Here is an 11,874-nt window from a genome sequence, read left to right as displayed (position 1 = left end):
CGCCGACACCGGCCAACCCACCCACCAACTCACCGGCAACACCCACTGGGTGCAGGCCGTGGCGTGGTCACCCGACAGCACCCGCATCCTCACCGCCAGCGCCAACTCGACAACCCAGATCTGGAACGCCGACACCGGCCAACCCACCCACCAACTCCACGGCACCGGCTGGGTGCGAGCCGTGGCGTGGTCACCCGATGGCACCCGCATCCTCACCGCCAGCGCCAACTCGACAGCCCAGATCTGGAACGCCGACACCGGCCAAACCACCCACCAACTCACCGGCCACACCAGCGAAGTGCGAGCGGTGGCGTGGTCACCCGACAGCACCCGCATCCTCACCGCCAGCGCCGACTCGACAGCCCGGATCTGGAACGCCGACACCGGCCAACCCACCCACCAACTCACCGGCAACACCCACTGGGTGCAGGCCGTGGCGTGGTCACCCGACAGCACCCGCATCCTCACCGCCAGCGCCAACATGCCAGCCCAGATCTGGAACGCCGACACCGGCCAACCCACCCACCAACTCACCGGCAACACCAGCTTGGTGTTCGCGGTGGCGTGGTCACCCGATGGCACCCGCATCCTCACCGGCGGCTACGCGACCGCGAGGATCTGGGATGCCGACGGCCAGAAAGCAGGTCTAGTGATCGCGATGCTGCCCGATCAAGAAAAGGCGGTGTTCGACGCCGAATCGGACGAACTCATCGGGGCGACGAACGGTGCATGGCGCTGGCTCGGCTATGTCGTAAGCGAAAACGGGCGGCTGAACCGGCTACCGGCGGAGACCTTCGGTCCGCTACCCACCTTCGAGGCCTGAACGCCACCGAGCCCGGACTCGGTGAGTCCGGGCTCGGTGGCGCAGAAGGAAACTTACTGGGGCAGGCCTAGCTTGGAAGAGCAGGCGGGCCAGGCGCCGTAGCCGCCGCGGTCGTCGCGGACCTTGGTCGCGATCGCGATCTGCTGTTCGCGCGAGGCCTGGTGCGGGAGCGGGGCGTACTGGTCGCCGCCGTAGGCATTCCAGGTCTGCTCGTCGAACTGGAGGCCGCCGTAGTAGCCGTTGCCGGTGTTGATGGCGTAGTTGCCGCCGGACTCGCACTGCGCAAGCTGGTCCCACACCTCGCCGTCCGACACAACCGGCTGCGGCGGCTCCTTGGTGCCGACCCGGACGACCTTCGGCTTCGGCTGCTTGGTGACCTTCGAACCGATCTCGGTCCGGGCCATCTCCTGGCCGTTCTTCACGGTGATCCGGTAGGTGGCGATCCGCTGGCCGGGAGCGCCCGGGTCGAGCACGACCTCGGTGCCCTCCATGGCGTCCGGGTCCTCGACCTCCTGCACCGGCGGCGGGACCTTCTCGGTCCGGTTCACCACGGTGACGCCGTTGCGGGTGATCCGGATCTCGGCGCCGTCGGTGACCTTGAGCTTGCCGCCAGGCGTGATCGCGTCGTCCGGGCCCAGCTTGATCTTGAGCTCGTCGACCAGCTCCTGGACGGTGACCGCGGTGGTCTCCATCGCCTTCGGCTTGTTGCCGCCGTCGAAAAGGGTGATGCCCTTGACGGTCTTGATCTCCAGCGCCATGCCGTCGAGCGGCACCTCGCTGTCCATCCCGGCCGACATCCACGCGCCCTCGGCAGCCACGTTCATCTGCTTCAGGGCATCGCGGACGGTCGTGGCGCGCACCCAGAACTCGCGCTTCTCGCCGTCGATGGTCACGTCGAGCTGGCGACCGCGCTGCAGGACGATCTTGTCGCCGTCGTCGACGCTGGCGGCGGGGGACGGGGAGAGGGCGTCGTGCGAGCCGACGTTGAGACCCTCGTCCTGGAGCACCTCGCCGACGGTGTCGGCGTAGGTGTTGACCTCGTGGGCCTGACCGTCGACGTCGACCGTGACCGACTTGTTCATCGCGATCGCCGCGGCGCCGCCACCGATCAGCGACACCAGGATCGACGCGATCGTCGCCTTGAGGACGGTCTTCTTCCAGCGCTTGACGCCGGTCGCGACCCCGGGCAGCGGCTGCTCGCCCTCGGTCATCGGCAGCGCGCGGACCCGCTGGCCCGACAGCTCGTCCGGGATGATCGGCAGGACCGTGGTCTCCGCGTTGATCAGCCGGATGAGCTCGTCGACGTCGAGGTTCGCCTGCGTCATCAGGTCGTCGGCCTGCGGGCCGAGCGCCGTGCGCACGTCGTTCGGGGTGATCGTCAGCGAACCCGAGTACCCGTCGAGGTCGTTGGAGTCCCTGCCGAACTCGTCATAGAAGTCCGGGAACTCCGAGCGCCACGCGCGGAAGTCGTCGTCGAGCACGGCGGTGGCCGGGCCGCCGGACCCATCGACAGGCGTGAACCAGTCGGTGTCCGCGAACCCGCTGCCCGTAGAACCGCCGAAGTCGCCGGATCTATTTCCGCTCAAGAGTCGATACCTCCAGAACGCCGTGACCGTACCCAACTACGTACGGCCAACGCGTTTCGTTCACGACAATCGCTTGGTCATCCCAGACGCCGGTGACCACCTGACTAGATGGCCGGCCCGACATCTCTTGCCCCGACTTCGAAGACCGACACGACAGCGGGTCGGCTCCGGTCACGGGACAGTAACGGTGCCGGGCAGGTTGCGCAAACACCGCGTCGAGTGTCGTGACCCCGGTCACGCCACGAATGGAGCAGCGGGGGTCGCCCGTTCATCCCATTGATCACTAGTCGTCACCACTGAAATCACCTTGGGTAGCGTCCGAAAGGGCGAAGATCCGATCGGCATTCGCGTTTACGGCTGCACACAGCCCCTCGAGGTCCACCCTTTTGAGCTGCGCGATGTCCTCGATCGTGTACGCAGCGCCATGGGGCTCGTTGGGCCTCCCCCGGTACGGATGGGGTGTCAAGAAGGGCGCGTCGGTCTCCACCAACAACTGGTAAACGGGAACCGCCGCGACGGCGTCACGAAGTGCCCGCGCGTTGCGAAAAGTCACGGTTCCGGCGAACGACAGGACGTACCCGCGGTCGGCGCACCGCCGGGCGAACTCGGCGTCGCCGGAGAAGCAGTGGAACACCACCGTCTCCGGCGGGCCCTCCTCCTCGAGGATCCGGTAGATGTCCTCGTGCGCTTCGCGGTCGTGGATCATCAGCGGCTTGCCGACCCGCTTGGCCAGGTCGATGTGCCAGCGGAACGCCTCCTGCTGCGCGGCAGGCGGCGAGTAGTCCCAGTAGTAGTCGAGCCCCGTCTCGCCGACGGCCACCACGCGCGGCAGGCGGGCCAGCTCCTCCAGCACGGCGCGGTCGGCGTCCGAGAACGCAGCCGTGCGCGTCGGGTGGACGGCCACGGCGGCGAACACCCTCGGGTCCCATGTCGCGGCCGCAGCGGCCCACTGAGCGCTCGCCAGGTCGTCCCCGACGGTGACGACCCGCTCGACGCCGACCGAGGCGGCCCGGTCGACGAGAGCCGTCACGTCGGCGGCGTCCTTTGCCCCGCACGCGTCCAGGTGCGTGTGGGCGTCCACGATCGGCGCGGGGAGCCGCTCCCGCATGGGCAGTGCCGATGGTTCGCTTCGCTTCTCCGCTACCCGCCGTCTTCCCTCCTCACGTGCTCGGCGCTGGCGCGCCTGCGCGCGCTCGTCAGTCCAGACGGCGGACGCTCCGTCGCTCTCGCTCACGGGCTCCCCCTGACGTTTGCTCACGAGGAGATGGGCGCCCACTCGGGCCCGGTCTCGCCGAGCTTCGGGTCGAGCTTGGCGAACAGCGGGGTCGGGCTCTGCAGCGGCCGGCCCACTTCGATCGGCGTGGACTCCCAGCTGGCCTGCTCGGCGGCGTAGTCACCGGTGAGGATCGGGTTCATCCGGCCGGCCACGTCCAGGTCCTCGACCTCGCGCAGCTCCGGCTGGGCGGCCCACACGCCCGTGCCGCCCAGCGCCTCGTGCACCTTCTGGGCGGCGTGCGGCAGGAACGGCGTCAGCATCGTGTTGGCGTCCTGCACGACCTGCAGCGCGGTGTGCAGGATCGTGTCGCGGCGCTCCGGGTCGTCCTTGCGCTTCCACGGCTCCTGGTCGGAGATGTACTTGTTCGCCGCGCCGACCACGCGCATCGCCTCGCCGGCCGCCTGCTTGAACCGCGACCGGCGCAGGTGTCCGCCCACGGTGTCGAACGCGGCGCGCGACAGCGCCTTGAGCTCCTCGTCGGCCGGCTCCGGCCGGTCCGGCCGCGGGATCGCGCCGACGTTCTTGTGCGCCATCGAGATCGACCGGTTGACCAGGTTGCCCCACTCGTTGGCCAGCTCGAAGTTGATCCGGCGGACGAACTCCTCCCAGGTGAAGTCGACGTCCTGGGTCTCCGGGCCGGCCACCGAGATGAAGTAGCGCAGGCTGTCCGGACCGAACTCGCGCAGGAAGTCGTTCACGTAGATGACCGTGCCGCGCGAGGTGGAGAACTTCGCGCCGCTCATCTTCAGGAACTCGCTGGAGACGACCTCGGTCGGCAGGTTCAGCGTGCCGAACACGCCCGGTTCGCCGCCCTTGTCCCCCGCGCCGTTCTGGCCGAGCAGCAGCGACGGCCAGATCAGCGAGTGGAAGACGATGTTGTCCTTGCCCATGAAGTAGTAGCCCTGGGCCTCCGGGTTGGTCCAGAACTCCTGCCACGCGTCGTCGTTCCCGGACCGGCGCGCCCACTCGACGCTGGCCGACAGGTACCCGATGACCGCGTCGAACCACACGTAGAACCGCTTCATCGGCAGGTCCCGCCAGTCGTCCAGCGGAACCGGGACGCCCCAGTCGAGGTCGCGGGTGATCGCCCGCGGCTTGAGGTCGTCGAGCAGGTTCTGGCTGAACTTGAGCACGTTCGGCCGCCAGTCGTTGCGACTGGACAGGTAGTCGCCGAGCGCGCCGGCGAACGCGGGCAGGTCGAGGAACAGGTGCTCGGTCTCGATGAACACCGGCGTCTCGCCGTTGATCTTCGAGCGCGGGTTCTTCAGGTCGGCCGGGTCGAGCTGGTTGCCGCAGTTGTCGCACTGGTCGCCGCGCGCGCCGTCGTAGCCGCAGATCGGGCAGGTGCCCTCGATGTAGCGGTCGGGCAGGGTGCGACCGGTCGACGGGCTGATCGCGCCGAGCTGGGTCTTCGGCACGACGTAGCCGTTGTTCCACAGCCCCCGGAACAGGTCCTGGGTGACCTTGTAGTGGTTGCCGGTCGTGGTGCGGGTGAACAGGTCGTAGGACAGCCCGAGGCCCTCGAGGTCGCCCGCGATCTGGCGGGTGTACTTGTCCGCGGTCTCGCGCGCGGTCCGGCCCTCGTTGTCGGCCTGCACCAGGATGGGCGTGCCGTGTTCGTCGGTGCCGCTCACCATGAGCACCTTGTGCCCGGCCATGCGCATGTACCGGGAGAAGACGTCCGACGGGACACCGAATCCGGACACATGGCCGATGTGGCGGGGGCCGTTGGCATAGGGCCAGGCCACCGCGGTCAACACGGGGATGCTCATGTCCGCTTAGCCTACGGACAGTGTCCTACCGGCTCGAACCGGATTACTCGTGGGAGGAAGGGTGTCGGCCACGCGCCTGCTCGTGCTGGGAGTCGTGCGCATGTACGGCCGCGCGCACGGCTACCAGGTCCGCCGCGAGCTGCTGACGTGGTCGGCGGACAAGTGGGCCAACGTCGCGCCCGGGTCGATCTACCACGCACTCAAGAAGATGGCCAAGGAGAAGCTGCTCGAGGAGGTCAGCACCGACGCCGACGACGAGGCGCGCGGGCCGGACCGCACCGCCTACCAGCTGACGCCGGACGGCGAGACCGAGTTCCAGCTGCTGCTCGCGAAGAGCCTGTCGGAGGCCGACGAGTCCACGCAGGGCTCCTACCGGCTCGTCGCGGCCGTGACCTTCCTGCCTACGCTCCCCCGCGCCCGCGCGCTAAGCCTGCTGCACCACCAGGTGACGCAGCTGCGCGGGCGCCGCGCGAACGCCCAGGACCTGCTCGACCACGGCACGGACTGGGGCCAGCCGGCGCATGTCGAGGAGCTGTACCGGCTCTGGGTCACCATGATCGACGGGATGCTCACCTGGCTGGAGGGCCTGGTGTCGCGCCTGGAATCCGGCGAGTATGTGATGGCCGATGATCCCGGCACCGCCTTCGGCGAACCGGGCTCGGTTCACTAATCGAGTTTGACTCGTGTGGCGCCCACACGGCATGCTGCCGCTAGTCAAACTTGACTAGAAGGGGGAACGAACATGATCGAAGCACGCGGCCTCGCCCGGACTTTCAAGTCCCGTGGCCGTTCCGTCGAGGCGGTGCGGGGAGTCGACCTCGATGTGTCCGCCGGCGAGCTGGTCGGCTTCCTCGGCCCGAACGGCGCCGGCAAGACGACCACCCTGCGCATGCTCACCACGCTGCTACGACCCACGGCCGGCAAGGCCACGGTCAGCGGCTGCGACCTGCTCGCCGACCCGCTCGGCGTGCGCCGCCGGATCGGCTACGTCGCGCAGGGCGGCGGCACCACCCCGGAGCTCAAGGTCATCGAGGAGATGGTGCTGCAGGCGCAGTTCTACGGCCTGTCCAAGTCCGACGCGGTGCGCCGCAGCGGCGAGCTGACGAAGATGCTGGACATCGCCGACCTCGACCAGCGGCTCTGCAAGACGCTCTCTGGCGGCCAGCGTCGCCGGCTGGACGTCGCGCTCGGGCTGCTGCACGACCCGCGGCTGGTGTTCCTGGACGAGCCGAGCACCGGGCTGGACCCGCAGAGCCGGGCCAACCTGTGGGACCACATCCGGTCGCTGCGAGAGGACCACGACACGACGGTGTTCCTGACCACGCACTACCTCGACGAGGCCGACGCGCTGTGCGACCGGATCCTGGTGATCGACAACGGCCGCATCGTCGCCGAGGGCAGCCCGAGCGACCTGAAGTCCCAGGTGTCCGGCGACCGGGTCGAGGTCGGCGTGCCGGCCGAGCACGTCGCCGCGGCCGCCGAGGTGGCCGGCACGTTGCCCGGCGCACACGAGGTGTCCACAGTGGACGAGATGGTCCGCTTCCGGGTGCCGCGCGGCGACACCGCCCTGCCGGAGATGCTGCGCGCGCTCGACACGGCCGACGTCCCGATCACCTCGGTGCAGGTGCACCGACCGTCGCTGGACGACGTGTTCCTGACGCTCACCGGCCGCACCCTGCGCGACGCCGAGAAGGAGACGGCCGAGCAGGCCGACGGTGGCAGCGACGGTGGCAGCAGCACCGAGAAGGAGACCGCCGGTGTTTCGTGAGATCTGGCTCGTGTTCCGCCGGGAGCTGACGCTGTCGCTGCGCAACCCGGCGTGGATCGGCATCGGCATCATGCAGCCGGTGCTCTACCTCGTGCTGTTCGGGCCGCTGATGGAACGGATCGTCAGCAGCACGCCGGGCTTCCCGCCCGGCAACGCGTGGGTGATCCTCACTCCCGCGCTCGTGCTGCAGCTGGGGCTGTTCAGCATGTTCGCCGGGTTCGGGGTGCTCGCCGACCTGCGCAACGGCGTCCTCGAGCGGATGCGGGTGACGCCGGTGCGCCGGTTGGCGCTGCTGCTCGGCAAGGTCGCGAACGGCGTCGTGCAGCTGCTGGTGCAGGCGCTGCTGATTTTGGTGATCGCGTTCGTGTTCTTCGACCTGCGCGCGCCGATCGGCGGCGTGGCCCTGAGCGTGGTGATCGTGCTGATGCTGGGCGTCGCGCTGTCCTCGTCGTCCTACGCGGTCGCGCTGGTGCTCAAGAGCGAGGAGGCGTTCGTCCCGCTGCTGAACACGATCCTGCTGCCGATCATCCTGCTGTCCGGGATCCTGATCCCGATCACGCAGGGGCTCGCTCCGCAATGGCTGTACACGCTGTCCAAGATCAACCCGTTCACTCACATCATGGACGCGGACCGGGCGGCGTTCCGCGGTGACCTGACCGTGGACGGGCTGCTCACCGGCAGCGTGGTGGTCTTCGTGCTCACCGTGCTGACCGTCTGGTGGGGCGCGCGCACCTTCCAGCGCGAGAACGCCTGAGCGGTCCCGGCGCCCCGCCTCCCCGCGAGGCGCCGGGATCGTCTCACCGGTTGACCGCCGCCATTCCGGCGGCGGTGTACCGGTCGCCGGCCACGGCTTCGGCCGGCACGGCCGAGTCGATCTCCGCGAGCTGGTCGGCGGACAGCTCGACGTCGGCCGCGGCCACGTTCTCCTCCAGGTAGCGGACCCGCTTGGTGCCCGGGATCGGCACCAGGTGCTCGTCCTGCGCGAGCAGCCACGCGAGCGCGACCTGGACCGGCGACACGTCCAGGGTCTTCGCGATGCCCTGGACCCGCTGCGCCAGCGCGATGTTGCGGGCCAGGTTCTCGCCCTGGAACTGCGGCAGCCCGCGGCGGAAGTCGCCGTCGGGGAAGGTGTCGAACGACCTGCCGGTGAGCAGGCCGCGGCCCACCGGCGAGTAGGGCACCACACCTATGCCGAGCTCGCGGCAGACCGGCACCTGGTCGTCCGCGACGGCCCGGTTGAACAGCGAGAACTCCGACTGCAGCGCGGTGATCGGGTGTACCGCGTGCGCCCGGCGCAGCGTGTCGCCGCTGACCTCGGACAGCCCGAGGTGGCGCACCTTGCCGGCGGCCACCTGCTCGGCCATCGCGCCGACCGTGTCCTCGATCGGCGTGTTCGGGTCCCGGCGGTGCAGGTAGTACAGGTCGATCACGTCGACCCCGAGCCGGCGCAGCGACGCGTCGACCGCGGCCCGGACGTAGGCGGGGCTGCCGTCCACGCGGACCTCACCGCCGCCCACGACCTCGCGGATGCCGAACTTCGTGGCGAGCACGACCTCGTCGCGACGGCCGGCGATCGCGCGACCGACCAGCTCCTCGTTGTGGCCGGTGCCGTAGACGTCGGCGGTGTCGAGCAACGTGACCCCGAGGTCGAGGGCCCGGTGCACGACCCCGATCGACTCGGTGTCGTCGACCGGTCCGTAGACCTCGGACATCCCCATGCAGCCGAGCCCGAGGGCCGACACTTCCAGCTCGCCCAGCTTGCGTTTGTGCATCATCCCTCCTTGATTGCCGGTGCGCGTCCAGGAGACACCCTGGTCCGCACTCCAGGTCAACCCCGGCGGGACTCGAGTACGGCGTCGTAGAGCTGTTTGCGGCTCACGCCGGCCTCGGCGGCCACCTCGCCGGCGGCGTCCTTGAGCCGGCTGCCGGCGTCGACCAGCTCGCTCACCCGGTCGACCAGCTCGGCGAGGTCCGCGGTCGGGGCCGGCACGGCGCCGGCCAGTACCACCGTGATCTCGCCGCGCACCCCGGCCCCGGCCCACGCGGCCAGCTCGGCGAGCCCGCCGCGGCGGACCTCTTCGTAGGTCTTGGTGAGCTCCCGGCACACGGCCGCCCGCCGGTCCGCGCCGAGCACCTCGGCCGCGAGTGCGAGCGTGGCCGCGATGCGGTGCGGCGACTCGAAGAACACCGCGGTGCGCGGCTCGGCGGCCAGGTTCGCGAAGAAGCGGCGTCGCTCGCCGTCCTTGCGCGGCGCGAAGCCCTCGAAGCAGAACCGCTCGCAGGGCAGCCCGGACAGCGCGAGCGCGGTGGTGACCGCCGACGGGCCGGGCAGGCAGGTCACCGGCAGCTCCTTGGCCACGCACGCGGCGACGAGCCGGAAGCCGGGGTCGGACACGCTGGGCATGCCGGCGTCGGTCACCAGCAGGACGGTCTGCCCCTGCTCGATCGCACCGACGAGGCCGTCGAGGCGGGCGGTCTCGACGGCGTCGTAGAAGCTCACGACCCGGCCGGTGGGAGTCACGCCGAGCGCGGCGGCGAGCGAGCGGAGCCGGCGGGTGTCCTCGGCGGCGATCACGTCCGCGGCGCCGATCGCCTCGACCAGGCGCGGCGAGGCGTCCCGGGAGTCACCGAGTGGGGTGGCGGCGAGAACGAGCAGGCCGTGAGTGTCCAGCGGAGCCATCGACCCAAGTGAACACTCACGGCCCTCCGCGCCGGCAACAGGGCCCCTGCCGCGCGAGAATTCCGGACCCGACGCGCTCAACATAGTCGGAACCGACCGTCGGCGCGCGATGAAGCCGATACCGACGCGGACCGCACGCGGGGCCGCCTACGATTCCCGCCGTGAGTCTTGTCGCCACGAGGCCGGCCGAGTCGCCGAGCACGTCCGGCGGCCGGCCCTTGTCGGAGGCGGACCTCGCCGAGGTGCACCTGATCGGCAAGCCGATGCCGACCGACCGGCTGCGCGGCTGGCTCGTGGCCGGCTTCCTGGCGCTGCTCGGCGGCTTCGTGCGCCTGCAGAACCTGGGCTTCCCCACCGACAAGGGCACCCCGGTCTTCGACGAGAAGCACTACGTGCCGCAGGCGTGGGAGTACCTGCGCAACGGCGGCTACGAGGACAACCCGGCCTATGAGCTGACCGTGCACCCGCCGCTGGGCAAGGAGCTCATCGCGGTCGGCGAGTGGCTGTTCGGCTACAACGGCTGGGGCTGGCGGTTCACCGCGGCGCTCGCCGGGGCGCTGATGATCCTCATGATCGTGCGGATCGCGCGCCGGCTGACCCGGTCGACGCTGCTGGGCGCCATCGCGGGTGTGCTGCTGATCTGCGACGGGCTGTCGCACGTGCAGAGCCGGATGGGGATGCTGGACATCTTCCTGGCGTTCTTCGTGCTCATGGCGTTCGGCTGCATGCTGATCGACCGCGACCAGGTGCGTTCTCGGCTGGCGCTGACGGTCCGCGAGGGCTGGGCGACCGAGTCCCGGTTCGGGCCGCGGCTGGGCTTTCGCTGGTGGCGGTTCGCGGCCGGGGTGTCGCTGGGGCTCGCGTGCGGGACGAAGTGGTCCGGGGTCTTCTTCATCGCGGCGTTCGGCCTGCTGACGGTGATCTGGGACGCGACCGCGCGGCGTTCGGCCGGGGTTTCCTCGCCGTGGAAGGGTGCGCTCGTCCGGGATGTGGCCCCGGGCCTGTGGGGCCTGCTCGCGGTCCCGCTGCTGGTGTACCTGACGACGTGGTGGGGCTGGTTCGGGTCGGAGACGGCCGTCGACCGGCACCTGGCCGACGCAGCCGGCCACCACGGCTGGTACGACTTCGTGCCCGAAGCGTTGCGGTCGCTGTGGCAGTACTCGGGGAACGTGCTGGACTTCCACGAGAACCTGGTGACGCCCGCGAAGGACCAGCACCCGTGGGAGTCGAAGCCGTGGACGTGGCCGATGGGGCTGCGCCCGATGCTCTACTACTACGACGGCGGCACCGTCACGTGCGGCGAGGACCGTTGTGTGTCGGCGACCATGCTGGTGGGCACGCCGGCGATGTGGTGGCTCGCGTTGCCGGTGCTGGGCTGGGGCCTGTGGCGGATGATCGGCCGGCTGGACTGGCGCTACGCCGCAGTCGTCGTCGCCTACCTCGCGGGCCTGCTGCCGTGGTTCACCAACCTCGACCGCCAGATGTACTTCTTCTACGCGACGCCGCTGGCGGCCTTCCTCGTGCTGGGTTTGGTGTTGGTGCTTGGCCAGATCCTGGGCCCGGCAGCCGACGGCTACGAGCGGCGGGGCACGGGCCTGTTCGTGGTGGCGCTGTACGTGGGTGTGGTCGTGGCCAACTTCATCTGGCTGTGGCCCATCCTGAACGGCGACTCGATCACCGAAGGCCACTGGAACGCGGAGCTGTGGCTCCCCTCGTGGCGCTGACCCCTGCCCTGCCCTGTCCCCAATTGCCGACTTGTCCACAACAAGCCGACTTGTCCACATGTGGATCTTGCGAACCCGGATCGTCAGTGGTCACCGGTAGAATTGGAACCGGGGCCGCCCCCCGGAGAGGGTCAGGGGGTCGGCAAAGTCGTTGTTGTGGTCAGGTGGGGATTCCGAGCAGGGTGAGGGGTCGGGTGGGGTTGCGGCTCATGTGGCGTAGGCCTTTGGCGATGTTGTGCCATCCG

Annotated in this window: 10 protein-coding genes; 5 read left to right on the top strand and 5 right to left on the bottom strand. The window is 69.7% G+C overall.

Annotated elements, in window-relative coordinates; translation table 11 throughout:
- Window positions 1-823 (top strand): WD40 repeat domain-containing protein (locus ACRDSK_RS26470; protein WP_431444003.1); only part of this gene is annotated, 823 nt, incomplete at its 5' end.
- Window positions 824-876: 53 nt separating this feature from the next.
- Here ACRDSK_RS26470 and ACRDSK_RS26465 read toward each other — a convergent pair.
- The 3 genes from ACRDSK_RS26465 to metG all read right to left on the bottom strand — a co-directional run bounded on the left by ACRDSK_RS26465 (window position 877) and on the right by metG (window position 5,457).
- A complete protein-coding gene (locus tag ACRDSK_RS26465; RefSeq protein WP_431444002.1) occupies window positions 877-2,409 on the bottom strand; it encodes a transglycosylase family protein in 1,533 nt (510 codons plus the stop codon).
- A 283-nt stretch (window positions 2,410-2,692) separates the two neighbouring features.
- Window positions 2,693-3,517, bottom strand: coding sequence for a TatD family hydrolase (locus ACRDSK_RS26460; protein WP_431444001.1), 825 nt, complete (start codon window positions 3,515-3,517; stop codon window positions 2,693-2,695).
- A 146-nt stretch (window positions 3,518-3,663) separates the two neighbouring features.
- Window positions 3,664-5,457, bottom strand: a complete 1,794-nt coding sequence (gene metG / locus ACRDSK_RS26455; protein WP_431444000.1) for a methionine--tRNA ligase — start codon at window positions 5,455-5,457, stop codon at window positions 3,664-3,666.
- A gap of 61 nt (window positions 5,458-5,518) precedes the next feature.
- Here metG and ACRDSK_RS26450 point away from each other — a divergent pair, with 61 nt between their 5' ends.
- The 3 genes from ACRDSK_RS26450 (at window position 5,519) to ACRDSK_RS26440 (ending at window position 7,979) form a co-directional block, all read left to right on the top strand.
- Window positions 5,519-6,127 (top strand): PadR family transcriptional regulator, encoded by a 609-nt coding sequence (locus ACRDSK_RS26450; RefSeq protein WP_431443999.1) that lies wholly within the window; start codon window positions 5,519-5,521, stop codon window positions 6,125-6,127.
- Between the two features lie 72 nt (window positions 6,128-6,199).
- Entirely contained in the window at window positions 6,200-7,225 is a 1,026-nt protein-coding gene (locus tag ACRDSK_RS26445; RefSeq protein WP_431443998.1) for an ATP-binding cassette domain-containing protein, read from the top strand.
- A complete protein-coding gene (locus tag ACRDSK_RS26440) occupies window positions 7,215-7,979 on the top strand; it encodes an ABC transporter permease (RefSeq protein ID WP_431443997.1) in 765 nt (254 codons plus the stop codon). Before ACRDSK_RS26445 ends, ACRDSK_RS26440 begins: the two co-directional genes overlap by 11 nt.
- Before the next feature lie 43 nt (window positions 7,980-8,022).
- Here ACRDSK_RS26440 and ACRDSK_RS26435 read toward each other — a convergent pair whose 3' ends face one another.
- On the bottom strand, window positions 8,023-9,000 hold the full coding sequence (locus tag ACRDSK_RS26435) for an aldo/keto reductase (RefSeq protein ID WP_431443996.1): 978 nt from the start codon (window positions 8,998-9,000) through the stop codon (window positions 8,023-8,025).
- 53 nt (window positions 9,001-9,053) lie between these two features.
- Window positions 9,054-9,905 carry a 16S rRNA (cytidine(1402)-2'-O)-methyltransferase gene (gene rsmI / locus ACRDSK_RS26430; RefSeq protein WP_431443995.1) on the bottom strand — a complete coding sequence of 284 codons (852 nt, stop codon included), beginning with the start codon at window positions 9,903-9,905 and terminating at the stop codon, window positions 9,054-9,056.
- 161 nt (window positions 9,906-10,066) lie between these two features.
- Between rsmI and ACRDSK_RS26425 the strand changes: the two genes are divergently transcribed.
- Entirely contained in the window at window positions 10,067-11,629 is a 1,563-nt protein-coding gene (locus ACRDSK_RS26425) for a dolichyl-phosphate-mannose--protein mannosyltransferase (RefSeq protein WP_431443994.1), read from the top strand.
- The last annotated feature ends 245 nt before the right edge of the window (window positions 11,630-11,874 follow it).

The organism is Actinophytocola sp., from assembly GCF_050699915.1.
Classification (GTDB): domain Bacteria; phylum Actinomycetota; class Actinomycetes; order Mycobacteriales; family Pseudonocardiaceae; genus Actinophytocola.
This window is presented reverse-complemented; position numbering and strand designations above follow the sequence as displayed.

What these genes read in the sequence shown, in the direction of transcription:
- ACRDSK_RS26460 (WP_431444001.1), bottom strand. Translation starts at nt 3,517, where the DNA reads ATGCGGGAGCGGCTCCCCGCGCCGATCGTGGACGCCCACACGCACCTG.
- metG (WP_431444000.1), bottom strand. Translation starts at nt 5,457, where the DNA reads ATGAGCATCCCCGTGTTGACCGCGGTGGCCTGGCCCTATGCCAACGGC.
- ACRDSK_RS26445 (WP_431443998.1), top strand. Translation starts at nt 6,200, where the DNA reads ATGATCGAAGCACGCGGCCTCGCCCGGACTTTCAAGTCCCGTGGCCGT.
- ACRDSK_RS26435 (WP_431443996.1), bottom strand. Translation starts at nt 9,000, where the DNA reads ATGATGCACAAACGCAAGCTGGGCGAGCTGGAAGTGTCGGCCCTCGGG.
- rsmI (WP_431443995.1), bottom strand. Translation starts at nt 9,905, where the DNA reads ATGGCTCCGCTGGACACTCACGGCCTGCTCGTTCTCGCCGCCACCCCA.